At 67.7% G+C, this 25259-nt stretch carries 23 protein-coding genes and 2 tRNA genes; 11 read left to right on the forward strand and 14 right to left on the reverse strand.

Annotation, left to right across the window (positions count from 1 at the left end; genetic code table 11):
• Positions 1 to 112 precede the first annotated feature (112 nt).
• The 7 genes from EBL85_RS04240 to EBL85_RS04270 all read left to right on the forward strand — a co-directional run bounded on the left by EBL85_RS04240 (position 113) and on the right by EBL85_RS04270 (position 8359).
• On the forward strand, positions 113 to 925 hold the full coding sequence (locus tag EBL85_RS04240) for an inner membrane protein YpjD (protein ID WP_062275559.1): 813 nt from the start codon (positions 113 to 115) through the stop codon (positions 923 to 925).
• 116 nt (positions 926 to 1041) lie between these two features.
• A tRNA-Ala gene (locus EBL85_RS04245) sits at positions 1042 to 1117 on the forward strand.
• 306 nt (positions 1118 to 1423) lie between these two features.
• Positions 1424 to 2881, forward strand: coding sequence for a diguanylate cyclase (locus EBL85_RS04250; protein ID WP_190288034.1), 1458 nt, complete (start codon positions 1424 to 1426; stop codon positions 2879 to 2881).
• Entirely contained in the window at positions 2878 to 4374 is a 1497-nt protein-coding gene (locus EBL85_RS04255; protein WP_123142256.1) for an avidin/streptavidin family protein, read from the forward strand. The genes EBL85_RS04250 and EBL85_RS04255 overlap by 4 nt, the downstream gene beginning before the upstream one ends.
• A 1040-nt stretch (positions 4375 to 5414) precedes the next feature.
• Positions 5415 to 6893, forward strand: a complete 1479-nt coding sequence (locus tag EBL85_RS04260; RefSeq protein ID WP_223806061.1) for a SulP family inorganic anion transporter — start codon at positions 5415 to 5417, stop codon at positions 6891 to 6893.
• 17 nt (positions 6894 to 6910) lie between these two features.
• On the forward strand, positions 6911 to 7774 hold the full coding sequence (locus EBL85_RS04265; protein ID WP_062275565.1) for a universal stress protein: 864 nt from the start codon (positions 6911 to 6913) through the stop codon (positions 7772 to 7774).
• A 147-nt stretch (positions 7775 to 7921) separates the two neighbouring features.
• On the forward strand, positions 7922 to 8359 hold the full coding sequence (locus tag EBL85_RS04270) for a CoA-binding protein (RefSeq protein WP_123139458.1): 438 nt from the start codon (positions 7922 to 7924) through the stop codon (positions 8357 to 8359).
• Between the two features lie 79 nt (positions 8360 to 8438).
• Here the strand turns inward: EBL85_RS04270 and EBL85_RS04275 are convergent.
• The 8 genes from EBL85_RS04275 to pncC form a co-directional block, all read right to left on the reverse strand.
• Positions 8439 to 8531, reverse strand: a tRNA-Ser gene (locus tag EBL85_RS04275).
• A gap of 156 nt (positions 8532 to 8687) precedes the next feature.
• The gene (gene csrA / locus EBL85_RS04280; RefSeq protein WP_005224038.1) at positions 8688 to 8906 is read right to left on the reverse strand and encodes a carbon storage regulator CsrA; all 219 of its coding nucleotides are present in this window, start codon (positions 8904 to 8906) and stop codon (positions 8688 to 8690) included.
• Between the two features lie 471 nt (positions 8907 to 9377).
• Positions 9378 to 10607: an aspartate kinase gene (locus EBL85_RS04285; protein WP_123142257.1), complete on the reverse strand. Its 1230-nt coding sequence runs from the start codon at positions 10605 to 10607 to the stop codon at positions 9378 to 9380.
• Positions 10608 to 10728: 121 nt separating this feature from the next.
• Entirely contained in the window at positions 10729 to 13338 is a 2610-nt protein-coding gene (gene alaS / locus EBL85_RS04290) for an alanine--tRNA ligase (protein ID WP_123139460.1), read from the reverse strand.
• Positions 13339 to 13374: 36 nt separating this feature from the next.
• A complete protein-coding gene (locus tag EBL85_RS04295; RefSeq protein ID WP_123139461.1) occupies positions 13375 to 13773 on the reverse strand; it encodes a regulatory protein RecX in 399 nt (132 codons plus the stop codon).
• 83 nt (positions 13774 to 13856) lie between these two features.
• Positions 13857 to 14891, reverse strand: a complete 1035-nt coding sequence (gene recA, locus EBL85_RS04300; RefSeq protein WP_062275572.1) for a recombinase RecA — start codon at positions 14889 to 14891, stop codon at positions 13857 to 13859.
• Positions 14892 to 15006: 115 nt separating this feature from the next.
• Entirely contained in the window at positions 15007 to 15549 is a 543-nt protein-coding gene (gene thpR, locus EBL85_RS04305; RefSeq protein WP_123142258.1) for an RNA 2',3'-cyclic phosphodiesterase, read from the reverse strand.
• Positions 15542 to 16051, reverse strand: a complete 510-nt coding sequence (pncC, locus tag EBL85_RS04310; protein WP_123139463.1) for a nicotinamide-nucleotide amidase — start codon at positions 16049 to 16051, stop codon at positions 15542 to 15544. The genes thpR and pncC overlap by 8 nt, the downstream gene beginning before the upstream one ends.
• 115 nt (positions 16052 to 16166) lie before the next feature.
• On the opposite strand from pncC, the gene EBL85_RS04315 reads away from it, so the two are divergent.
• The gene (locus tag EBL85_RS04315) at positions 16167 to 16445 is read left to right on the forward strand and encodes a cupin domain-containing protein (protein ID WP_123139464.1); all 279 of its coding nucleotides are present in this window, start codon (positions 16167 to 16169) and stop codon (positions 16443 to 16445) included.
• A 27-nt stretch (positions 16446 to 16472) separates the two neighbouring features.
• Positions 16473 to 17933: a 2Fe-2S iron-sulfur cluster-binding protein gene (locus EBL85_RS04320; RefSeq protein WP_123142259.1), complete on the forward strand. Its 1461-nt coding sequence runs from the start codon at positions 16473 to 16475 to the stop codon at positions 17931 to 17933.
• A 2-nt stretch (positions 17934 to 17935) separates the two neighbouring features.
• On the opposite strand, the gene EBL85_RS04325 is transcribed toward EBL85_RS04320, so the two are convergent.
• From EBL85_RS04325 to EBL85_RS04345, 5 genes are all read right to left on the reverse strand, one after another.
• Positions 17936 to 18127: a hypothetical protein gene (locus tag EBL85_RS04325; RefSeq protein WP_123139466.1), complete on the reverse strand. Its 192-nt coding sequence runs from the start codon at positions 18125 to 18127 to the stop codon at positions 17936 to 17938.
• A gap of 109 nt (positions 18128 to 18236) precedes the next feature.
• Complete coding sequence (gene ubiG, locus EBL85_RS04330) at positions 18237 to 18983, reverse strand: bifunctional 2-polyprenyl-6-hydroxyphenol methylase/3-demethylubiquinol 3-O-methyltransferase UbiG (protein WP_123142260.1); 747 nt, start codon at positions 18981 to 18983, stop codon at positions 18237 to 18239.
• Positions 18984 to 19304: 321 nt separating this feature from the next.
• Positions 19305 to 20420, reverse strand: coding sequence for a cell division protein ZapE (gene zapE / locus EBL85_RS04335; RefSeq protein ID WP_123139468.1), 1116 nt, complete (start codon positions 20418 to 20420; stop codon positions 19305 to 19307).
• Positions 20421 to 20492: 72 nt separating this feature from the next.
• Positions 20493 to 21683 (reverse strand): aminotransferase class I/II-fold pyridoxal phosphate-dependent enzyme, encoded by a 1191-nt coding sequence (locus tag EBL85_RS04340; RefSeq protein WP_123142261.1) that lies wholly within the window; start codon positions 21681 to 21683, stop codon positions 20493 to 20495.
• Between the two features lie 6 nt (positions 21684 to 21689).
• The gene (locus EBL85_RS04345) at positions 21690 to 22472 is read right to left on the reverse strand and encodes an HAD-IA family hydrolase (RefSeq protein WP_123142262.1); all 783 of its coding nucleotides are present in this window, start codon (positions 22470 to 22472) and stop codon (positions 21690 to 21692) included.
• A 209-nt stretch (positions 22473 to 22681) separates the two neighbouring features.
• On the opposite strand from EBL85_RS04345, the gene dksA reads away from it, so the two are divergent.
• Both dksA and gluQRS read left to right on the forward strand, forming a co-directional pair.
• On the forward strand, positions 22682 to 23116 hold the full coding sequence (gene dksA / locus EBL85_RS04350; protein WP_005224024.1) for an RNA polymerase-binding protein DksA: 435 nt from the start codon (positions 22682 to 22684) through the stop codon (positions 23114 to 23116).
• A gap of 44 nt (positions 23117 to 23160) precedes the next feature.
• Positions 23161 to 24012 (forward strand): tRNA glutamyl-Q(34) synthetase GluQRS, encoded by an 852-nt coding sequence (gene gluQRS / locus EBL85_RS04355; RefSeq protein WP_369964115.1) that lies wholly within the window; start codon positions 23161 to 23163, stop codon positions 24010 to 24012.
• A gap of 298 nt (positions 24013 to 24310) precedes the next feature.
• On the opposite strand, the gene galU is transcribed toward gluQRS, so the two are convergent.
• Positions 24311 to 25189, reverse strand: coding sequence for a UTP--glucose-1-phosphate uridylyltransferase GalU (galU, locus tag EBL85_RS04360; RefSeq protein WP_123139472.1), 879 nt, complete (start codon positions 25187 to 25189; stop codon positions 24311 to 24313).
• Positions 25190 to 25259: the final 70 nt, after the last annotated feature.

Consider the following 25259-nt stretch of genomic DNA (forward strand, 5'->3'; position numbering starts at 1 on the left):
CCATGCCCAGGACCAGCGCCAGGCACCCCGGCAACCGCCCATCTAACAGGCCGGCAAGGATGTCACCAGCTGCGCCGTATTCGTCCCAACGCCTTCTGCGAATGTACCACCTATGAGCCATCCCCTTCTCTCCGTCGCCGCCACCCTCTGCTACCTGGTCGCCGCCGCCTTCATCGGGCTGCGTCTGTTCAAGTCGAAGGATGGCTGGATCCCGCAACGGGCGCTCGCGCTCGGCATCGGCTTCCTCGGCTCGGCACTGCATGCCTGGCTGCTGTGGGAGACCATCTTCAGCCATGCCGGACTCAACCTCGGTTTCTACAATGCCCTGGCGCTCACCTCCTGGACCGTGATCGCGCTGCTGCTGGTCTCGAGCCTGACCAAGCCGGTCGACAACCTGGGACTGATCCTGCTGCCGGTGGCCGCCCTGACCCTGATGCTCTCGGCAATCTTCACCGACGTCAGCTTCATGCACCCGACCGCCTCCTGGTCGTTGAAGATCCACGTGCTGCTGTCGATGCTCGCCTACAGCCTGCTGACCCTGGCCGCCGGCCAGGCGATCCTGCTCGCCATCCAGGACCGTCACCTGCACCGCCGTCAGCCCGGCGGCTTCGTCCGCACCCTGCCGCCGCTGCAGACCATGGAGAGCCTGCTGTTCGAGATGATCAGCGCCGGCTTCGTGCTGCTCACCCTGGCGCTGCTCAGCGGCTTCGCCTTCCTCGAGGACATGTTCGCCCAGCACCTGGTGCACAAGACGGTGCTCTCGGTGCTCGCCTGGTTGCTCTTCGGCGGCCTGCTGATCGGGCGCTTCCTCAAGGGCTGGCGGGGGCGTACCGCGATCGTCTGGACGCTGGGCGGTTTCGCCCTGCTGATCCTTGCCTACTTCGGCAGCAAGGCGGTCCTCGAGCTGATGGTCCTCCAGTCCTGAGGCTCTCCACTGTGACAGGCAGGCCCCACCCGCTGGGGCTTGCCTTGCCCCAGGATCGAGCGCACAATGAGTACGTTAGTCGGTCGTCCCGCGATGGTGCGATCGACGACCGTTCCGGGGCCGTAGCTCAGCTGGGAGAGCGTCGCGTTCGCAATGCGAAGGTCAGGGGTTCGATCCCCCTCGGCTCCACCATCCTCCTCTCGACGGCGCGACCCCTTTCCTGGGGACAGGCCAATCGCACAGCACTCATTCATTCCCCTCAGCTGTGCTGTCGTCCACACTTTGACTCTACAAACGCGGTAGCGCCGGCGCCCAGGATCCCGTTATCGTTAACGGATCGCCTTTATTGTGCAGGGAAACGGGATGGCACAACCGCAAGGGCCGGAGGCCGGATACTGCAAGGCATCCACAGCCGCGCTGCTCTATGCGATCGCCGGCGCGACTTGGATCCTTTGCTCGGACATGGCATTGGGAGCCTGGCTTGAGGACTCCGAACTGTTGCGTCACGCTCAGCTCGGCAAGGACTTGATCTTCGTCCTTGCCACCGCGCTCGCGCTCTTCATGCTGCTGCGCCACAATCACCAGCGCCACACCGAGTACCTCCTCCAGGACACCGCCCAGCGCACCGAGCTGCGCATGCTCAGCCAGTTCCGCGAAAGCATCATCGACACCGCACACGTCTGGATCAACGTGCTTGACGAACACGGTCGTGTGACCGTCTGGAACCAGGCCGCCGAACGCATCACCGGCTACGGTCGCGATGAGGTGCTGAACCACCACAAGATCTGGGAGTGGCTCTATCCCGACCCGGGCTATCGCGCCCAGGTCTACTCGAAGGTCGACGACATGCTGGCCCGCGACCAGGTGGTCAGCGGCTTCGAGAGTCGTATTCGCGCCAAGGATGGTACCTTCAAGATCATTACCTGGAACTCTGGGCGCCTGTACGACGAGCAGGGCAAGATCAATGGCCTGATCGCCATCGGTCGAGACATCACCGAACACAAGCGCGCCGAGAAGGCACTGGTCGAACGCGAGCGCCAGCTGGCCACCCTGATGGCGAACCTCCCCGGCATGGCCTATCGCTGTCATGACGAGCCACTCTGGACGATGGCGTTCGTCTCCCAAGGGTGTCGTCGACTCACCGGCTATGACCCCGAGGAATTCATCAACAACCGATGTCTCCCCTTCGCCGCCATCATCCACGACGATGATCGCGAGCAGGTTGCCAGCGAGGTCGCACTCGCGCAGGCCGAAGGCCGACCCTTCGCGATCGAGTACCGCATCCGTCACCAGGACGGGCACGATGTCTGGGTCTGGGAGCAAGGGCAGGCGGCCGAGATCGACGGCACCCACTTCCTCGAAGGTATCCTCATCGACATCAGCGAGCGCAAGCGCATGGAGCAGACGCTCGAGCAGATGGCTATCCGCGACCCGCTCACCGGGCTCTACAACAGACGCGAACTCGAGCAGCAGCTCGACGCCGAACTGGTTACCGCCCGCCGCTACCAACACACCGTCGGCCTGCTCTGGATCGATGTCGATCACTTCAAGTCGGTCAACGACCGTTTCGGACACCTTGCCGGCGACGCGGTGCTGCGCCAGCTCTCCAGCCTGCTCCAGGAGCAGGTGCGGACGGCCGACTATATCGCCCGGTACGGCGGCGAAGAGCTGGCGATCGTGCTACCCGAGAGCGATACCCAGGAGGCACTGCAGATGGCCGAGCGACTCTGCGACACGGTGGCCCGAACCCCGATGCAGATTCCCGAGCATACCCCGATCAATATCACCATCAGCGTCGGCGTGGCCACCTACCCCACTCATGCAGCCACGACCAAGGCGCTGTTCCAGGCGGTCGACCAGGCGATGTACGCCGCCAAGCAGCAGGGGCGCAATCGGGTCCTCCTGGCCACCCCCGCGCCGACCAATGATTGTCATCCCCCGGAGTCTCCCGCATGACCGAGCACCTCGAACTCACCCCGGCCACGGCGCCGGACTGGATGGACGCGCACGCCGCCCGACAGATGCCACATATCGACTTCGCACTGCGGCGCGGCACCCTGACCGACAATGGCGCGACCCCGTGGTACGCCACCCTCGGCCTCGGCACCCCGCCGCAACCACTGCGCTTCATGCTCGACACCGGCACCCTCAACACCTGGATCACCGCCAGCTGCTGCGCCAGCGACGCCTGCCAGGCCCATCGGTCCTTCGATCCCGAGCACTCGACCAGCTACCGCGCCTGCGCCGAGCCACCGGCCTCCGTGCCCTTCGGCCCCTGGGGATCGATGGGCGTGGTACTCGGCGAGGACATCTGCCACCTCGAGCGCACCTGCTCGGGTGAGACCCGGCTGTGCGCACTCGACGAGGCGATGCGGATTTATCTCAGCGTCAGCTACGACGGCGCACAGTTCGCCGGACTGGCCTGCGACGGCGGGCTCGGCATCCCTGCGGTACCCTGCGACACCCCGAGCGCGCTGCTCGAGCAGTTGCGCAAACAGGGATTGATTGACCACGCCATCGCTGCCTTCCGGTTCGACCCGGAGCGCGGCGAGGGACGCTGCCTGATGGGCGCGGTCGAACCCGATCGTTTCGATCCCGACACGCTTGAACTCCTGCCGGTGATCCCGATCAGTGGCGAGCTGCACTATCTCTGGACGGTACGTCTGGACCAGCTGCAGGTCGGCGGCGAGACCCTGGGCGGCGCACTGCCGCTGGCACTCGACACCGGCTCGTCCTGCATCAAGGGTGGACGGGCCATCATCGCGCGGATGCTCTCGGCGATCACCGATCGCGGTCGCCGCCCCTTGCGGGTCAGCGATCCGGCAGCGCTCGCCGACTATCCGGAGCTACGACTGCAGCTCGGCGACACCAACTACCGGCTCGCGCCCGCGGACTACTTCATGCCGCTCAACGGCGGCTGGGAGGTCGGGGTGCAGTACCTCGAAGGACTCCCCGACGAGCTGCTGGTGGCCGGATCGCTGTTCCTCGACCGCCTCTACAGCGTCTTCGTGTTCGATCCCAACCCCGCCGGTCAGCGCATGGTCGCACTCGCCCAGCCACGCCGCGCCTCGCTCAGCGCGAGCGGGATCTGGCGCAACGAGTTCGGCTCCACCCTGGAGATCGGCACCATCGCCGCCGACGGCACCTTTCGCGGCCAGTACCGCTCCGACACCGGCGCCAGCGGCGTCTATCCGGTAGTCGGGGTGGCCGACCCGGAGCCCACCGGCGACTCGATCAGCTGCGCCTTCTCGGTGAGCTGGCGCAGCCTCGAGGGCGAACCCGATCCGTCCTGGCACTGGGTCTCGGGCTTCGTCGGCACGGTCCAGCTGCGCGACGGTGTCGAGACCCTCGCCACCAGCTATCTGCTGCAGCGCGACATCACCCCGGAGATGCCGGAGTGGATGGCCACCGCCGTCTATCCCTCGACCTTCAAGCGCGTCAGCGACTAGCCGCCAGCCGCCAGCCGCCAGCCGCCAGGAAGTTTGAACCGCAAAGCCGCGAGATACCGTCTTGCCCGTCAACCGTCGATCATGCACACCAGCCTCCCCTGCTGGAGGCTGGAGGCTGATCGCTGGAAGCTGATTCGAACCGCAAAGCCGCGAAGAAGACGTGATGGAGACGAGGTCCCGGCAGCGGCACCACTCCCCACTGGCGGCTGGTAGCTGGCGGCTGATTCGCGGAAAAGGGCGATCAGCCGTCAGCCGTCAGCCGTCAGCCGTCAGCCGTCAGCCGTCAGCCGTCAGCCGCCAGTAGGCCGGCTTCTCCCGCCGTTACGGCAAGGTACAACCCACGGCTTCCGGGTCATGGGCGCAACCTCCACACTGGCGGCTGTCAGCTGGCCGCTGGAGGCGCATCCGCGGAAAAGAGTGATCAGCTTTCAGCCATCAGCCTCCAGTCCAGTAGGCCGGCTTCTCCCGCCGTTACGACAAGGTACAACTCGCGGCCTTCAGGTCATGGGCGCCAGCCCAGCCTTCAGCAAACGGGCTCAAGTCAGGCCAGCAAAACAGCGGCGGTACGAAACAAGCCAGCTCTCCGCACGCAAAGCCGTCCTTCTCTTCGCATTCTTCGCGTTCTTCGCGGCTTTGCGGTTCAATCCTCTTGGTAGCTGGTAGCTGGTAGCTGGTAGCTGGTAGCTTGGGCCTCGCCCGCTTGTTGCATCGCAACAGGCTCCGTATAATGCCCGCCCTTCGAGACGACCCGGCCTCCCGCGTCCGCGCCGAGGTCATCCACGCGGCCACCCTGTCCGCGGACTGTCCATTCATAATGCCACCAGACGAGACCTGATCGGCCCGATGCCCGCACCGGCGGCCGAGGTCGAGCCGGGCTTACTGATTCCGGCACCGGGCACTCGCCGTCCCCCAGACCTCGGCCGTCGCTGGCGACCGGGGCAAGCCGTCTCGATGCATCACAGTCACCGCCATGACGGCTGGACCGGCGGCCTCAGCTCCGCACCGGGTCCGGCCGTCGCGCACCAACCACGGAACCGCCGATGATGAACGCCATACGTCAGGACTGGCTGTCGAACGTCAAGAACGACCTGCTCGCCGGCCTGGTGGTCGCGCTGGCGCTGATCCCGGAGGCGATCGCCTTCTCGATCATCGCCGGTGTCGACCCCAAGGTCGGGCTCTATGCCTCCTTCTGCATCGCCACCGTGATCGCCTTCGCCGGCGGTCGACCGGGGATGATCTCGGCGGCCACCGGCGCCATGGCGTTGGTGATGGTCACCCTGGTGAAGGATCACGGGCTGCAGTACCTGCTCGCCGCCACCATCCTCACCGGCGTGCTGCAGATCCTTGCCGGCTGGTTGCGCCTGGGCTCACTGATGCGCTTCGTCTCGCGCTCGGTGATCACCGGCTTCGTCAACGCCCTGGCGATCCTGATCTTCATGGCCCAGCTCCCGGAGCTGATCGGCATGCCCTGGGAGGTCTATGCGATGGTCGCCGCCGGGCTGGGGATCATCTATCTCTTCCCCTACCTGACCCGCGCCGTGCCCTCACCGCTGATCACCATCGTGGTGCTCACCGCAGTCTCGATCGCCCTCGGGCTCGACATCCGTACCGTCGGCGACATGGGCGAGCTGCCCGACACCCTGCCGATCTTCCTGCTCCCCGAGGTGCCGCTCAACCTCGAGACCCTGGCGATCATCTTCCCGGTCTCGCTCACCCTGGCGGCGGTCGGTCTGCTCGAGTCGATGATGACCGCCTCGATCGTCGACGATCTCACCGACTCGTCGAGCAACAAGAATCGCGAGTGCGTCGGCCAGGGTACGGCCAACATCGCCTCGGGTTTTCTCGGCGGCATGGCCGGCTGTGCGATGATCGGTCAGTCGGTGATCAACGTGAAGTCGGGGGGGCGCGGCCGGCTCTCGACCCTGACGGCCGGCGTCGTGCTGCTGATGCTGGTGGTCTTCGCCGGCGACTGGGTGGCGCAGATCCCGATGGCCGCGCTGGTGGCGGTGATGATCATGGTCTCGATCGGCACCTTCAACTGGGCCTCGATCCGCAACCTGCGCGAACATCCCAAGAGTTCCAGCATCGAGATGATCGCCACCGTGGCGGTGGTCGTCGCCACCCATGACCTGGCTCAGGGCGTGCTGGTCGGGGTGCTGCTCTCGGGCTTCTTCTTCGCCCACAAGGTGGGCAAGGTGCTCTATGTCGGCTCGCACGCCGAGGACGAGGGTCGGGTCCGCGCCTATCGGGTGGTCGGTCAGGTGTTCTTCGCCTCGGCCGAACGCTTCGTCGCCTCGTTCGACTTCAAGGAGGTGATCGAGCGAGTGCGCATCGACGTCAGCCGCGCGCACTTCTGGGACATCACCGCGGTCAGCGCTCTCGATAAGGTGGTGTTGAAGTTCCGCCGCGAGGGCACCGAGGTCGAGGTGATCGGGCTCAACGAGGCGAGCGCGACCATGGTCGATCGCTTCGCGGAGCACGACAAGCCCGAGGCCGTCGAACAGCTCATGGGTCACTGAGGAAGGAAGACAGCAAGATGCATACTGACGAGAAGATCCTGGCCTGTGTCGACCAGTCGCGCTTCGCCGACTATGTCGCCGACTATGCCGCCTGGGCGGCGCAGCGCATGAATGCGCCGCTGGAGTTCCTCCACATCCTCAGCCGTCACCCCGAGATCGCCACCGGCGTCGACCACAGCGGCGCGATCGGCATCGGCGCCCAGGAGACGCTGCTCACCGAGCTGTCGAACCAGGACGAGACCCGCAGCCGCGACGCCCGCGAGCGCGGCCGGCTGTTTCTCAACCGGCTGCGCGAGCGCGCCACCGCTGCCGGAGTCCCCTCGCCCGACATCCGCCAGCGTCACGGCGCGCTCGAAGAGACCCTGGTCGAGCAGGAGGACGGGGTACGGCTGTTCGTGCTCGGGCGGCGCGGCACCGCTGCCGAGACCACCCAGCGCGATCTCGGGCGCAACGTCGAGCGCATGGTGCGCGCACTGCACCGCCCGATCCTCACCGTCACCGAGGGATTCAAGGAGCCGCAACGGGTGATGGTCGCCTTCGACGGCAGCGCCGCCACCCGTCAGGGCGTCGAGATGGTCGCCGCGAGCCCGCTGTTCCAGGGGCTCACCGTGCACCTGCTGATGTCGGGCAAGGCCCGTGGCGATGCGCGCAAGCAGCTCGACTGGGCACGCCAACGGCTCGAGTCCGCCGGCTTCGATGCCCCCGCCTGGCTGATCCCGGGCGACGCCGAGAGCGTCATCGCCCAGACCGTGATCGCCCAGGACATCGACCTGCTGATCATGGGCGCCTATGCCCATTCACCGCTGCGCACCCTGCTCTTCGGCAGCAAGACCACCGACCTGCTGCGCTCGGCGCGCATCCCCACTCTGCTGATGCGCTGAGTCCGGGTTGACGAGCCGCAAGGACGCGGCCCCACTCCACGCTCTAGAGTGCGCCCAACGATCTGCACGGAGAGATCGTCCCCAGGCACGCGCGACCCCACCGACCCACGGACGGCTCGCGCTCCCCCCAGGCATTGGAGCATCAGCATGGCATCGAATCACGAGACCTTCTTCCAGCTCGGCAGCTTCGCGCTCGTCGGGCGCTCGGCGAACAAACCCTTCCCCATCCTCAGTTATCGTCGACTCAAGAAGCTCGGCAAGACCGTCTATGCCGTCGACCCCAGCACCAGCGAGATCGACGGCGATCCGAGCTTCGCCGACCTGGCATCGTTGCCGGGCGCGGTCGAGGGCCTGATCATCGAGACCCCGAAACAGGAGTGCGCCGACTGGGTGGCGCGCGCCGCCGACGCCGGCATCAAGGATGTCTGGATCCATATGGCGCACGACACCCCCGAGGCCGTGGCAACGGCCAGGGAGCGCGGTATCAACCTGCGCACAGGGACCTGCGCGGTGATGTATCTCAAGCCCGGGCTGACCTATCACAGCATCCACAAGCTGATCATGAAGGCGCTCGGCAAGTACTGAGAACGGACGGTGTCCAACACCAAGGTGCGGACAACAAAAAACCCCGCGTGGTCGAGACCACGCGGGGTTTTTCGGTGTGTGGCGGAGAGAGAGGGATTCGAACCCTCGATGGAGCTATTAACCCCATACTCCCTTAGCAGGGGAGCGCCTTCAGCCACTCGGCCATCTCTCCATGCATGAGCAACGGTTTTGCATAACCGCCTCGTGCGATGACCCGGGATCTGGAAGATACACCGGGTCACAGGACCCCTTTAGCCATTCGACGCGTCGATCAGGGGCTATCGTGCTTGGGCGAGTGATTATAACCCACTCTTTACCCGGTTGCCAATCACTCGATCTGGCCACCCTGATCGACCACCGCGACACCCGGGGTGGTCTCGGCCTGTTCGCGCTTGATGCGCTCGTAGATCTCTTCACGGTGGACCGCGACGTCACGCGGAGCGTTGACACCGATGCGCACCTGATTGCCCTTGACGCCAAGGACTGTAACGGTGACTTCGTCACCAACCATGAGGGTTTCGCCGACCCGACGAGTCAAGATCAACATCGCTACGTTCTCCCTTTAGTTTCCCTTTCCAGCTTGATGGTAATACCCAAACCGGCGACTCAACCCGACTCCTGCGGCGTCATCCGGCGGGTGTTTACACCCGATTCCGCCCGGGACCCCATGCCCCATGACGGAAGCTTAGCAACTGCCACGGCGATTCCATGGCAATTTGCTCAGGTTCATTGACATTTGTCTCTTGTGCGTGAATCCAAGGCGAAATCCGTTGGGTTCCCGATGACTGGTAGCCACCGTCGCACGACCGCTCACGCTCTCGACCGCGCAGCGCCAGCATAGACGTCCCACGGCTGCAGCGACGAGACGCCGTTCATGGAGATCGACAAAAAGCGGAGAGGCGCGGTCGGCACGCCCCCGACCGGATTGCGATCGATCCATCACGTGCCGCCCTCTCCGACCTCGGAGACATGCCGCCCCGCCGAGACCCGGCGGTGCGGCAGCAGGATTGCCGCGAGCCTAGACCTCGCCGCCCTGATCCAGACCGAAGGCGTCGTGCAGCGCACGCACGCCGAGTTCGAGATAGCGCTCGTCGACCACCACCGAGATCTTGATCTCGGAGGTCGAGATCATGCGGATGTTGATCCCCTCGCGCGCCAGGGTCTCGAACATCCGACTGGCGATCCCGGCATGACTGCGCATGCCGACGCCGACCAGCGAGATCTTGACGATCTGCTCGTCGCCGAGCACCTGACGCGCGCCCAGCGCCTCGGCGCGCGCCTGCAGGATCTCCAGCGCCCGCGCATAGTCGCCGCGCTGGACGGTGAAGGTGAAGTCCGTCGTCGCCTCCTCGGCGGCGACGTTCTGGATGATCATGTCGACCTCGATGTTGGCCGCCGCGATCGCGCCGAGGATCTCGTGCGCCACACCGGGACGGTCGGGCACGCCGAGGATGGTCAGCTTGGCCTCGTCACGGCTGAAGGCGATGCCGGCGATCTTTGCGTCTTCCACTTCATCTTCCTCGAAGGTAATCAGCGTGCCCTCGCCCTCGCCGAAGCTGGAGAGCACGCGCAGGGGGACCTGGTACTTGCCGGCGAACTCCACCGAGCGGATCTGCAACACCTTGGAGCCGAGACTGGCCATCTCCAGCATCTCCTCGAAGGTGATGCGGTCGAGCTTGCGCGCCTTGGGTTCGACCCGCGGATCGGTGGTGTAGACACCGTCGACATCGGTATAGATCTGGCACTCGTCGGCCTTGAGCGCGGCGGCGATCGCCACCGCCGAGGTATCCGAGCCACCGCGTCCGAGGGTGGTGATGTCACCGCTCTCGTCGACCCCCTGGAACCCGGCGACCACCACCACGCGCCCGGCCTCCAGATCGGCGCCGACACGCGCCGCATCGATGTCGCGGATGCGCGCCTTGTTGTGCACGCTGTCGGTGAGGATGTGCACCTGAGCGCCGGTGTAGGAGCGCGCCGGACAGCCGCGCGCGGCCAGCGCCATGCTCAACAGCGCGATGGTGACCTGCTCACCGGTGGAGAGCAGCACATCGAGTTCGCGCGGCTCGGGCCGCATCTGGATCTGTCTGGCCAGGCCCATCAGTCGGTCGGTCTCGCCGGACATCGCCGAGACCACCACCACCACCTGATTACCCTGGTCGCGCCAGCGCTTGACCCGATCGGCCACCGCCTGGATACGCTCCACACTCCCGACCGACGTCCCGCCGTATTTCTGGACGATCAGCGCCATCGACTACTCCTGCCAAGCACGTCTTTCAGGTCTCCCCGATTGAAACGATGGGACCGTCGGCGACGCGATGCCGCCCGACGGTCCCCGGTGATGGGCCGGGGATCCCGGCCCGATTGCCGCATCAGGCGGCGCTGCGCTGCGCGACCCAGTCGCGCACCAGCGCCAGCGCCTCGGGCAATGCATCGGGGTCGCTGCCCCCGGCCTGCGCCATGTCGGGCCGACCGCCGCCCTTGCCGCCGACCTTGGCCGCGACCTCGCGGATCAGCTCACCGGCCTTGAACTGGCCGGTGAGATCCTTGGTGACGCCGGCGACCAGCGCGACCTTGCCCTCGGCGACGGTGGCGAGCACGATCACCGCCGAGCCGAGCTTGTCCTTGAGCTGGTCGACCGTCTCACGCAGCCCCTTGGGATCGGCGCCCTCGAGTTCGGCGGCGAGCACCCGCACCCCGGCGATCTCCTCGGCCTGGGCGGCGAGGTCCTGACCGGCGGCGCTGGCGAGCTTGGACTTGAGCTGCTCGAGCTCCTTCTCCAGCCGACGGCTGCGCTCGAGCAGCTGCTCGACACGCTCGTCGACGTCCTCGCGGGCACCCTTGAGCAGCCCGGCGATACGCAGCACCCGCGACTCGTCGGCCTCGACCCAGTCGAGCGCCCCGGCGCCGGTTACCGCCTCGATGCGGCGCACCCCGGAGGCGATGCCGGCCTCGGAGACGATCTTCATCAGACCGATGTCACCGACCGCCTTGACGTGCGTACCGCCACAGAGCTCGACCGAGAACTCGCCCATCCGCAGCACCCGCACCTGATCGGCATACTTCTCGCCGAACAGCGCCATCGCCCCGGAGGCCTTGGCGTCCTCCAGGCTCATGATGCGGGTCTCGACCAGGTGATTGGCGCGGATCTGGCTGTTGACCAGGCGCTCGATCTCGCGCAACTGCTCGCGCGAGACCGGCTCGAAGTGCGAGAAGTCGAAGCGCAGCCGCTCGGGACCGACCAGCGAGCCCTTCTGCTGCACGTGCTCGCCGAGCACCCGGCGCAGCGCCGCATGGAGCAGATGGGTGGCCGAGTGGTTGAGCGCGATGGCGCGACGCCGCTCGGCGTCGACCTCGGCGCGCACCGCGTCACCGACGTGCAGCTCGCCCTCGCGCAGCTCGCCGAGGTGGCAGACCAGGGCGCCGCCCTTCTTCAGGGTGTCGGTGACCTCGAAGCGCCCGCCGCTACTCGCGATCCAGCCACGGTCGCCGACCTGGCCGCCGGACTCGCCGTAGAAGGGGGTGAGGTCGAGGATCACCATGCCGCGCTCGCCGGCACCCAGCGAGTCGCAGGACTCGCCGTCGCGATAGAGCGCGACCACCGTGGCCTCGTCCTCGCAGCGTTCGTAGCCGCGGAACTCGGTCTCGCCCTGGAGATCGATCTCGACGTCCTGCCCACCGCTGAACTGACTGGCCGCACGGGCACGCGCCTTCTGGTCGGCCATCGCCGCCTCGAAGCCCTCGAGGTCGACGCCGAGCCCGCGCTCACGGGCGATGTCGGCGGTCAGGTCGGTGGGGAAGCCGTAGGTGTCATAAAGCTTGAACACCGTCTCGCCGGGGATGGTGCGCTCGCCTGCGAGCCCGGCGATCGCCTCGTCGAGGATGCGCATACCGTGCTCGAGGGTCTCGGCGAAGCGCTCCTCCTCGAGCAGCACGATCCGCTCGACGTGCGCCTGCGCCGCCACCAGCTCGGGATAGGCCGCACCCATCTCGGCGACCAGCGCCGCCACCAGACGATGGAAGAAGGGTTGCGACTGGCCGAGACGATAGCCGTGACGGATCGCGCGACGCATGATCCGACGCAGCACATAGCCGCGCCCCTCGTTGCCCGGGGTGACCCCGTCGACGATGAGGAAGGCGCTCGAGCGGATGTGATCGGCGATCACCCGCAGCGACTTGTCGCCGAGATCCTCGCAGCCGGTCGCCTCGGCGGCGGCGGCGATGAGATTGCGGAACAGATCGATGTCGTAGTTGCTGTGCACGCCCTGGAGCACCGCGGCGAGACGCTCGAGCCCCATGCCGGTATCGACCGAGGGACGCGGCAGCGGGGTCATGTTGCCCTCGGCGTCGCGGTTGAACTGCATGAACACCAGGTTCCAGATCTCGACGTAGCGGTCGCCGTCCTCGTCGGGCGAGCCAGGGGGACCGCCGGCGACCTCGGGACCGTGATCGTAGAAGATCTCCGAGCACGGACCGCAGGGGCCGGTGTCGCCCATCGACCAGAAGTTGTCCTTGGCGCCGCAGCGCGAGAAGCGCTCGGCCGAGACCCCGACCTCCTTGAGCCAGATGTCGGCGGCCTCGTCGTCGTCCTCGTAGACGGTCACCCACAGCCGCTCGGCGGGCAGCCCCAGCTCGCCGGTCAGATACTGCCAGGCGAAGCCGATCGCCTCGCGCTTGAAGTAGTCACCGAAGCTGAAGTTGCCGAGCATCTCGAAGAAAGTGTGATGCCGGGCGGTGTAGCCGACGTTCTCGAGGTCGTTGTGCTTGCCGCCGGCACGCACACAGCGCTGCGCGGTGACCGCCCGCGAATAGCCCCGCCGCTCGCGACCGAGGAAGACATCCTTGAACTGGACCATTCCGGCGTTGGTGAACAGCAGGGTCGGATCATTGGCGGGTACCAGCGGGCTGGAGGGCACCTGCTCATGCTGGCGTTGCGCGAAATAATCAAGGAAGCTCGCTCGAAGCTCTGCACTCGTAGTCATGTGGGAGTTCTCGAATGAACCGCGCGGGCGGTTCGGTCAGTCGTTCCAGCGCAGCAGGCGCCGGACCATGTCCGTGGGGAAACCGCGCCGCGTCAGAAAGCGTGCGCGCTTGGCATAGCTGGCACGATCGGCGGGAGGCGCATCACCGAAGCGGCGCGCATGGAGCGCGGCGAGATGCTCCGGCCACGCCTCGCGCAGGTGCCGTAACTGGGGCTCGATCAAGGTATCGGCCACACCCTTGTCGTTCAACTCGGCCTGGATGCGCAGCGGCCCGAAGCCCTTCTCCACCCGCTCGGCGACATAGCGCTCGACCAGACGCGACTCGTCGAGCGCGCCCTCGGCCTCGAGCCGATCGAGCACGGGGGCGAGGGCAGCGACCTCGAAGCCGCGCGAGACGAGCTTGCGCGAGAGCTCCAGCCGCGAGTGCTCGCGCATGGCGAGCAGACGTAGCGCCGCCCGCTCGATCTCGGCGAGCAGGTCGGCATCAAGGAGGGTGCTGGCAGGGTGATCGTCCAGGATCAGTCCTCCGCCGGGGCCACGGCCTCGGCCGTCGCCTCGCTCGGCTGGGGCAACAGCTTGGCGCGGATCTTCGCCTCGATCTCCTGGGCCAGCTCGGGGTTCTCGCAGAGGAAGGCGCGGACGTTGTCCTTGCCCTGGCCGATGCGATTGCCCTGGTAACTGTACCAGGCGCCGGATTTGTCGACGATGCCCTCGGCCACGCCCAGGCTGATGATCTCGCCCTCGCGCGAGATCCCCTGGCCGTAGAGGATATCGAACTCGACCTGCTTGAACGGCGGCGCGACCTTGTTCTTGACCACCTTGACCTTGGTCTCGCTGCCGACCACCTCGTCGCTCTTCTTGATGCTGCCGATACGACGGATGTCGAGCCGCACCGAGGAGTAGAACTTGAGCGCGTTGCCGCCGGTGGTGGTCTCGGGCGAGCCGAACATCACCCCGATCTTCATGCGGATCTGGTTGATGAAGACCACCAGACAGTTGGAGCGCTTGATGTTGCCGGTGAGCTTGCGCAGCGCCTGCGACATCAGCCGCGCCTGCAGACCGACGTGCGAGTCACCCATCTCGCCCTCGATCTCGGCCTTGGGGGTGAGCGCCGCGACCGAGTCGACGATCACCACGTCGACCGCACCCGAGCGCACCAGCATGTCGGTGATCTCGAGCGCCTGCTCGCCGGTGTCGGGCTGCGACACCAGCAGGTCCTCCATCTGCACCCCGAGCTTCTCGGCATAGACCGGGTCGAGCGCGTGCTCGGCATCGACGAAGGCCGCGGTGCCGCCGAGCTTCTGTACCTCGGCGACCACGTGCAGGGTGAGGGTGGTCTTGCCCGAGGACTCGGGGCCGTAGATCTCGACCACCCGCCCCTTGGGCAGGCCGCCGATGCCGAGGGCGATGTCCAGCCCCAGCGAACCGGTGGAGATCGCCTCGATGTTGCGCACCGCGCCGGCATCGCCCATGCGCATCACCGAGCCCTTGCCGAACTGCTTCTCGATCTGGGTCAGCGCGGCGGCCAACGCCTTCTTGCGATTGTCGTCCATTGGATCTCCGTCAACTCTTGAGCGCAGCCGCCCGCCGCGCGTCGCCCGGGGCGATCGCGTGTCGGTCGGTTCGTGTCTCGTGATCTTTCGAGCGGGCCGCGCGAATCATCGCTGATTATCGCATAGGCGGCATGCTCAAGTCATAGCCGGGACGCAGCGACCAGCGCCGCTCGACCCGATAGCGCGGCACACACCCCGGAACGCTGCGAGCGAGCACGAACTCGCGCACCGGCCAGCGCAGCGGCGCCCCGAACGCCGCCCGCGGCGCCGTGCTGCGACGCGCCAGCGTCAGGTGCGGCCGATAGGACCGCGGCTCCGGGGTCAAGCCACAGGCGCACTGCGCCTCGACCAGCGCCAACTGCAACGCCAGCAGCGACTCCGGCACCCGCTGCGGCGCGCACCAGGCCGCGCCGGCACGCGCGAAATGACCCAACCGATCGAGCACCAGCTCGAAGGGCGCCGCCGCGACCTGCTGTGCCGCCGCGCTCACCGCATCGAGCTGCGGCGGCGTCAACGCACCGAGAAAGACCAGCGTCAGGTGCAGATCCTCGCCGTGGGTCGCGCGCCCACCCGGCGGCAGCCAGCACGGCATGCGCCCGAGCAGCGCCTGACGCAGCGCCGGCTCCGGCCAGAGCGCGAAGAACCAGCGCTCAGCCATCGGCACCGAGGCCGCCGAGCAGGCCCAACAGCGCAGCGCGCACCGCCTGCTCGCGCACCGTCTCACGATCGCCCTCGAAACACAGACAGCGCGCCGTCGGGCCCTCGCCGGGAAAGCCCCAGGCGAACCACACGGTACCGACCGGCTTGTCGGCCGTACCGCCACCCGGCCCGGCGATGCCACTGACCGCCACCGCAACCTCGGCGCGACTGCGGGCGAGCGCGCCGCTCACCATCTCGGCGACCACCCGCTCGCTCACCGCGCCATAGCGCTCGAGCGCGTCGTCCGAGACCCCGAGCAGCTCGCGCTTGGCGTCATTGGAATAGGTGATGAAGCCGCGCTCGAACCAGGCGCTGCTGCCGGCGACATCGGTCATCACCTTGGCCACCCAGCCGCCGGTACAGGACTCGGCCGTCGCCAGCTGCCAGCCACGCGCGCGCAACGCCTCGCCCAGACGACGAGCGAGCACCTCCAGGGCGGGAGAATCATTTACATCGTCCATGGTACGGAGTGTCGCCCAGCTCGACTCGCCGGGCAATCCTTGTCGGGGTGGAAAGCATCGGCCGCCGACCTCAGACTCTATCCCCGACACCATGCGCAGCACGGACCCCAGACCAATGGACGACACCGAGATCCATCACGAACGCCCCTCCCCCGCCAAGCTCGAGGTCATGGGCGTGGAACACTGGCCGGTGTGGCGCCGCGAGGTGGCGACCTTTCCCTGGCACTACCGCCAGGAGGAGACCTGCTACATCGTGCGCGGACGCTTCCGCGTCACCCCCGAGGGCGGTGCGCCACGAGAGTACGGGCGCGGCGACCTGATCCGCTTTCCCGCCGGACTCAACTGCACCTGGGAGATCCTCGACCCGGTGGAGAAGCACTACCTGCTCACCTGAGACGCCGAGTCATCTGGAGGCGTATCCGTGACGACCTACCTGACGCTCTCGCGCGCCGCCCGGCTGGCCGGAGTCAGCCGCGGCGAGCTGCAACGACGCATCCGCCGCGCCGAGCTGACGACCTTCGAGGGTGAGGTGGCCGCGCACGAGCTGCTGCGCCTCTACCCCAGCCTGAGCCTCGAGCACGAGGGCGCGCTCGAACAGGTGCGCGAGATCGTCGACAACGCCCGCCCCCGGCTCGAACCCGAACCGGTCGCGCTGCCCGACGCCCGAGTGCTGCTCGAGCAGGCGCGTCGGCTGAGCGCGGCACTGGCGCACGAGATCGAGGCCGGAGAGGCCGCGCGCGGACTGATCGAGCAGGTCGCCGAGCGGATCGCGGCGCTCTCCGCCAGCGACCCCGCCACGCTGCCCACGGCACTCGCGGCCCTCGGCCACTGGCTCGCCGAGGCACGCGCCGCACTGCCCGTCAATGAGGCACCCGAGGAGCGGTCGGCACCGGCGCGCACCCTGGCCGCCCGGGTACGGCTGATCCCCAGTGGACACAGTTTCCTGGTGGAGGGAGAGGAGTCGCTGCTCGAGGCTGCGGTGCGCGCCGGCATCCATCTCGAGCACGGCTGCGCCAGCGGTAACTGCGGCGGCTGCAAGGCACGGCTGGTCAGCGGCGAGACCCGCCAGATCAGGCCCCACGACTACTCGATCGGCGCGCGCGAGCGCCGACTCGGCTATCTGCTCACCTGCGCCCATACCGCGCTCACCGATCTCACCCTGGAGATCGGCGAGGCACGTTCGAGCGCCGAGCTGCCGCTGCAGCGCATTCGCGTCAGCGTGCGCCGTGTCGAGACGATCGGAGCGACGCTGCGCGCGCTCCAGATCCAGACACCGCGCAATCAGCTGTTGCGCTTCATGGCCGGTCAGCGCGCGCGGCTCGCACGCCCGGGCGAGCCGCCGAGCGAACTGCCGATCGCCAGCTGCCCCTGCGACGGACGCAACCTGCGCTTCCTGATCCGCGCCGGTGACGACGCACTCGCCCGCGCACTCTTCGACGATCGGCTGGGACCGGGGCAACGGCTCGACCTGGAAGGGCCCTACGGCGACTTCGTGCTCGACGAGTCAGCGACCGACGAGGCGCTCTTCATCGCCTGCGGCGACGGCATCGCCCCGGTCCGCAGCCTCATCGAGCAGGCGGTCGCGATCGACGCCATCCCCCGCTATCACCTCTACTGGGAGACCGCAGCCCCCGAGGGGCATCACCTGGCGCACTGGGCGCGCGCGCTCGGTGACGCCCTGGACGACTTCACCTATACGCTGCTCGATGCCACACCCGCCGACCGGCTCGCCGCGCGCATCCTCGACGAACACCCGCCACACGACCACCAGCGTCTCTATCTCGCGGGGCCGGAGGTCACCGTCAGCACCCTGGAGCAGGCCCTGAGGACGGGCGGCGTGAGCACCGAGCGGATCCGTGTCGAGGCGCTGCGCGCCGACTGAATTCAGGCCGCGACCGGCGCACTCGCGCGCAACCGCTGCGCCGGCAGGAACACCGTGCCCTTGCCGTAGCGATTGACCGCCATGTCACGCACCCAGGTCGGGGCGTCCTGATAGAGACGGACATAGACATGACCGAGACCACCGCGGCTGATCGCCGCGACCCATCGATCGAATTCCCGCTTGTTTTCGCTCATGACATCCCTCGTTGCGACCGTTCGGTATCCGGAGCGACCTCCGTCGCCCCATGCATATGTCCCGGCAACCCGGGACCGTCATCGCAGCGACCCGAGCCGAGAAACCGGCTCAGCCGCGCTGAAACAGCATCATGTAGTTGACGCCCATCCAATCGGTAAAGGAAAAGGCGCGGGTGAAGGGGTTGACCCGCACACCGGTCTGGTGCAACAGATCGAAGCCCTCGCCGAGTCCGCCGCGCACCTCGTCGGGACGCACCAGCTTGCGATAGCGATGGGTACCGCGCGGCAGCCAGCGCAACACGTACTCGGCACCGATGATCGCCATCAGCCAGGCGATCGGGGTGCGATTGATGGTCGAGACCTGCATCACCCCGCCGGGGCGCACCAGCTCGGCACTGTCGGCGAGGAAGTCGGGCAGGCGTTCGACATGCTCGAGCACCTCCATGTTGAGCACCACGTCGAAGGTCGCGCCGGCCTCGCGCATCTCGGCGGCACTCGCCAACCGATAGTCGATCGCAAGCCCACCCGCCTCGGCATGCATGCGCGCAACCCTCAGGGTCTTCTCGGTGATGTCGATCCCGGTGACCTCGGCGCCGAGCGCGACCATCGACTCGCTGAGGATGCCCCCGCCACAGCCGATATCGAGCACCCGCAGTCCGGCGAACGGGCGTGCATCCCGCGCATCACGCCCGAACACCGCCGCCAGACGCTCGCGGAGATAGCCGACCCGAAAGGCATTGAGCCGGTGCAACGGCCAGAAGGGCCCCTCGGCATCCCACCAGCGATGCGCCAGTCGCTCGTAATAGGCGAGCTCCTCGGGATCGACGCTCGGAGCGGTGAGATGGGCGGTGGGCATCGGCGAACTCCCTGGAATACCGGTTAATTGACATCCAATGGAGTCGATCATGGCGGATTCAAGCCCGTGGAAGCAAGCCAACAGGGATTGAACCGCAAAGACGCCAAGGGCGCCAAGAGGGGAAGAGAGCCACCAGCCACCGTAGGTGGCGATGGCGTTACTCGACCGCAACCACGGCTGCCAGACTCACCGTAAACCTGGATGCCAAGGCGACCGAGGACCGAAAGACTCGAGCCCTCACCCTTCACGCTCTTGGTGTCTTTGCGGTTTAAGTCTTTCCTGCGTAACGGCTAGTAGCTGGCGGCTGGCGGCTGGCGCCAATCAGGCCGCGACGCTGTCCGGTTCGGACTCGGCGGCGGTCGCGGCGGCCAGGTACTCGACCGACTGCATCTCCTGCAGGCGACTGAGCAGGCGGGCGTGGGCGAAGTCGGTCATGCCGCCGGCATAGAGCCGATCGAGCGGCACCTCGACCGAGAGCACCAGCTTGACCCGGCGGTCGTAGAGTTCGTCGACCAGGTGCAGGAAGCGCCGCGCGGCGGCGTCGCAGCCGGGACCGAGCTGCGGCACCCCGGAGATCAGCAGGGTGAGGTAATCGCGGGCGATCTCGATATAGTCGGCGGTGGAGCGCGGGGTGGCGCAGAGCGCATCGAAATCGAACCAGGCGACGTTGCTGCCGAGCGCGCGCGCCTCGATCGTCCGGCCATTGACCTCGAGCCAGGAGGCGGCCACCCGATGCCCGCCGCTGAGCTCGTCGAAATCGGCCGCCAACCGCGCCTCACCGTCCTCGCCGGCGAGCACATAGACCCCCTCGCGCATCAACGTCTGCAGCCGGTAGTCCTGGCCGCCGTCGAGCTCGAAGACATCGGTATGACGCTTGATCAGCTCGATCGCCGGGAGGAAGGACTGGCGCTGCAGACCATTGCGATAGAGGTCGTCGGGCGGGGTGTTGGAGGTGGTCACCAGGGTCACGCCGCGGGCGAACATCGCCTTGAGCAGACCGTAGAGCAGCATGGCGTCGGTGATGTCGGTGACCAGGAACTCGTCGAGACAGAGCACTCGCAGATCGCGACACATCAGCTCGGCGACCCGATCGAGCGGATCGGTCTGGCGCGGCAGCTGCGCCAGGTGGCCATGCACCTCGCGCATGAAGTGATGGAAGTGCATGCGCCGCTTGCCCGGCAGCTCCAGCCCATCGACGAACCAGTCCATCAGGTGGGTCTTGCCGCGCCCCACGCCACCCCAGAAATAGAGCCCGGGCACCGGCGTCACCTCGCCGCCGAGACGACGACGCACCCGACCGAGCAGCCCGCCTCCGGGCGCCGGCGCGCGCTCGAGCGCCTGGTGCAGTGCGAGCAGGCGCGCGTGGGCCTCACGCTGGGCCGGGTCGCGTGGCTGGAAACTGGATCGGTCGGGGGATGATGAGGCTGAAGCGGTCAAGGCAGGTCTCTCGAAACTGACTGTGGATGAAGAAGGGTCACGCGGGACCATGGCCCCGCGTGGCACTGGTGCTCAGCGCGACCGGCACTGGGCGAGGAAGCGGTCGATGCGCCCGAGCGCCTCGTCGATCACCGGCAGATCGCAGGTGTAGGCGAAGCGCACGTGACGCTCGGCGCCATGGCAACCGAAGTCGTGCCCCGGGGTCGCGGCCACCCCGACCTCCTCCAACATGGTGGTGGCGAACTGCATCGAGTCCATCCCCACCTGCTCGGGCAGCCGGGCATAGAGATAGAAGGCCCCCTTGGGCTCGCCGTCGATACCGAAGCCGAGTCGACGCAACCCGTCGAGCAGGGCGTCGCGGCGCGCGCGGAAGCAGGCGCGACGCTGCTCGAGGATCTCCAGGGTGGCAGGCTCGAAGGCAGCGAGCGCGGCATGCTGCGCCGGGGTGTTGGGGGCGATGAACAGGTTCTGCGCCATCCGCTCCATCACCTCGACCGCCGCGCGCGGCGCGGCCAGCCAGCCGAGCCGCCAACCGGTCATACCGAAGTACTTGGAGAAGCTGTTGATGACGTAGACATCCTCGGCCAGCTCGAGCGCGGTATGGTCCGGGGCGTCGTAGACCAGCCCCTGATAGATCTCGTCGACGATCAGCGCCGCCCCCCTGGCACGGCAAAGCGCATGCAGCTCGGCGAGCTGCTCGCGCCCGAGCAGGGTGCCGCTCGGGTTGGCCGGAGAGGCGACGATCAGCGCGCGCACCCGCGACGACCAGGCCGCCTCGGCGCGCGCCGCGCTGAGCTGGAAGTCGTCGGCGGCGTCGACCGCCACCGCGCGCGGCTCCACCCCGAGCAATCGCAACACCTGGCGATAACAGGGATAGGAGGGGTCACAGATCAGCACCTCGTCACCCGGCTCGAGCAGTGCCTGGAACACCAGTTGGATGGCGCCCGAGGCGCCCGGCGTGACCAGGATGCGGTCGGCCGCGACGCTGGCACCATACCGCTCGGCGTAATAGCGCGACAGCCGCTCACGCAGCTGCGGCAGGCCCGCAGCCGGGGTGTAGTGCACGGCGCCGCCCTCCAGCGCGGCACGCGCCGCGGCGAGGATCGGCTCGGGAGTGGGGAAGTCGGGCTCGCCGACCTCGAGATGGATGATCGAGCGCCCTTCGGCCTCGAGCCTATTGGCCCGCTCGAGCAGGCGCATCACATGGAAGGGTTCGACCGCGCGGGCGCGCGGTGCCAGTCTGGGTTGTTCTGTGGATTGCATCTTGATCTATGAGGTTTCAGGGTGGCGCGCGCGGACAAGGTCCGCGAGCGCCGCGAGGTCGACATGGGAGCGTCCCCCGAGCCGTCCGTGCAGCACGCTGACCGGCGTCTCGGGCGCGCCGAGTCCGTCGACCACCAGGGCGGCGTCGTCGAACGCCTGCTCCCGCGTATAGTCGTTGACGGTGATCACCACCGTCCCGAGTCCGGCGGCGCGCGCCGCCCGCAGGCCCGGCGCCGAGTCCTCCACCGCCACGCAGGCGTCGGCGCCGAGACCGAGGCGCTCGAGCGCGAGCAGATAGACATCCGGCGCCGGCTTCTTGTTCGCCACCATGTCCCCGGCGGCGATCACCTCGAACCACTCGGCCAGCCCCGGTTCGCCGGCGTGCGCGAGCAGTGCATGCACGTTCTCCGGCGTCGAGGTGGTGGCGATCGCCAGACGGATGCCCGCCGTGCGCGCCGCGCGCAACAGTCGCAACACGCCTGGCCGCAGCCCGATCGCGCCGGCCGCGAGCAACCGGGCATAGTGGCGCGATTTGGCCCGGTGCAGACGCACGGCGAGCGTCTCGGGCTCGACACCCGCCGGCAGCGCCGGACGGTGCTCGACGATGAAGGCGGCGATACGCTCGCGCCCACCGGTCACCTCGAGCAGCTCACCATAGGTGGCGACATCCCAGCACCAGTCCAGACCGGCCTCGGCAAAGGCCGCGTTGAAGGCGCGACGATGGCCGTCACGCTCGGTATCGGCGAGGGTGCCGTCGACATCCCAGATGATCGCCTCGAAGGGATACATGCTCGATCTCCTGTTGCGCTTACGCAAGACGGCGGGCAGCGGCAAGCCTTCCAGATTAGCCGACCAGCGATGCCCGCGCACGGCCGAACGTCTCATCATGAGTTGCCCACCGCGCGGGGATCTGGTACTTAAGGGCGTTTTTCGCGAACAGGTCCGGATGGGCCCGGTCGCTAGGACACCCCACGAGAAGAGCCTTCGGGAGCACATCCATGGCCGAAGCAAGAGCACAAGACGCCAAGGCGTTCGGTTTCGAACCTTATGAAGCCGCGAGCGACGAGGACTACATGAGCCCCGAGCAGGAGGCGCACTTCCGCGCCATCCTCCAGGCCTGGAAACGGTCACTGATGGAAGAGGTCGACCGCACCGTACATCACATGCAGGACGAGGCGACCAACTTCCCCGACCCCAACGACCGCGCCACCCAGGAGTCGGAGTTCAGCCTCGAGCTGCGGACCCGCGACCGCGAGCGCAAGCTGATCAAGAAGATCGACGAGGCACTCGACCGCCTCGACGAGCACGAGTACGGCTACTGTGACGCCTGCGGCGTCGAGATCGGCATCCGTCGGCTTGAGGCCCGACCGACCGCCACGCTCTGCATCGACTGCAAGACGCTCGACGAGATCCGCGAGCGTCAGCGCGGCTGATCGCCGGCTATCGGGGGCGCTTCGCCCCCTCCCCCACCGGCCCCTTGCACTTCGGCTCGCTGGTCACCGCGGTGGCCAGCCATGCCGATGCGCGCGCGCACGGCGGCGAGTGGCTGGTGCGCATCGAGGACCTCGACCGTCCGCGCGAGGTCGCGGGCGCGGCGCGGGCCATCCTCGACACCCTCGCCGCCTTCGGCATGCGCCACGACGGCCCGGTGTGCTATCAGCACGACCGGCTCGCCGCCTATGACGCCGCACTCGCCCAGCTCGCCGCACGCGGGCTGACCTATCCCTGCGGCTGCAGTCGCGCCGAGATCGCCCGCCGCGCCAGGCGCGGCAACGAAGGACCGATCTATCCCGGCACCTGTCGCGCCGGGCTGCCGCGCGGGCGGGCGCCGCGCACCATCCGCATGCGCACCGACAGCACCCCCGTCGAGTTCGACGACCGGGTCTTCGGCCCACGCACGCAGGACCTCGAGCAGGCGGTCGGCGACTTCGTGCTGCGTCGCGCCGACGCCATCCATGCCTACCAGCTCGCGGTAGTGGTCGACGATGCCTGGCAGGGCATCGACCAGGTGGTGCGCGGCGCCGACCTGCTCGACTCCACCCCGCGCCAGATCCGGCTGCAGCGCGCGCTGGGCCTGCCCCAGCCCGACTACGCCCATGTCCCGCTGGTGCTCGACCCGGAGGGACGCAAGCTCAGCAAGCGCCTCGCCGCCGCCCCGGTCGATCCCGCCGACCCACTCCCGGCGCTGCGCCGCGCCTGGGCCTTCCTCGGCCAACCGCCCCCGCCGCCGCACTGCACCCTGCAACGCTTCTGGGAACACGCCATCACGCACTGGCGCATCGAACGCGTCCCGCGGACGCGCAGCGCGCCGCTGCCAGCGGATCGGTGACAGCGGCCAGCGGCCAGCGGCCAGCGGCCAGCGGCCAGCGGCCAGCGGCCAGCGGCCAGCGGCCAGCGGCCAGCAAGATTAAACCGCCCAGACACGAAGGCCGCAAAAGGACTCGACGCCCAGGCCTCGGCGCCCAGGCCTCGCCAGTAGCGACCGGTCGCTCATGAATCCGAGCAACGCACAGCATGTCCGGCGTGAAACGCCCTCCTCTGGTGAACGCTGGCGTCCAGCCGCGACGCTCGGAGCCGCGCCATCCCCGTCACTGGAGGCTGGCGGCTGATCGCTGGACGCCAGCCCCCTACTGCTGCGCGACGAAATCGCGCAGATAGGCGGCGAAGCGCTCGCCGAGTTCGGGGTGGTCGAGCCCGAACTCCACCGTCGCCTCCAGATAGCCGAGCTTGCTGCCGCAGTCGTAGCGCTTGCCCTCGAAGGGGTGAGCGATCACCGGCTCGTCGGCGAGCAGCGCCGAGATCGCATCGGTGAGCTGGATCTCGCCGCCGGCGCCGGTACCGGTGTTCTCGAGCTTGTCGAAGATCGTCGGGGTGAGCAGGTAGCGCCCGACCACGGCGAGGTTCGAGGGCGCATCCTCGGGCGCCGGTTTCTCGACGATCGAGACCACCCGCAGCTCACCGTCGGGACCGGGCTCGACCTCGACGATGCCATACTTGTGCGTCTCCTCGCGCGGCACCTCCTGGACGCTGAGCACGCTGCAGCCATAGCGCGCGTGCACCTCGGCCATCTGCTCGACCACCCCCTTGCCCTCGGCGCGGATCAGATCGTCGGCGAGCAGCACCGCGAAGGGTTCGCGACCGACCACCGGCTTGGCGCAGAGCACCGCATGGCCCAGCCCCAGGGCCTCGGCCTGACGCACATAGGCGCAGGTGGTGCCCTCGGTGAGCACGTTGCGCACGACCTTGAGCAGCTTGTCCTTGCCCGCCTCGGCCAGCTCCACCTCGAGCTCGAAGGCCTTGTCGAAGTGATCCTCGATCGAGCGCTTGTGACGTCCGGTGATGAACACCAGCTGCTCCACCCCGGCGGCCTCGGCCTCCTCGGCGGCGTACTGGATCAGCGGCTTGTCCACGATCGGCAGCATCTCCTTGGGGCTGGCCTTGGTCGCCGGCAGGAAGCGGGTACCGAGACCGGCCACCGGGAAGACCGCCTTGTGAATCTTTGCCATCGAGTCATCTCCTCTACGTCGATATTGATTGCTTGATACGGCGCACCCCGTCCGGGGCGAACGCATCCAC

It is taken from the genome of Marichromatium sp. AB32 (genome assembly GCF_003718675.1).
GTDB lineage: Bacteria > Pseudomonadota > Gammaproteobacteria > Chromatiales > Chromatiaceae > Marichromatium > Marichromatium gracile.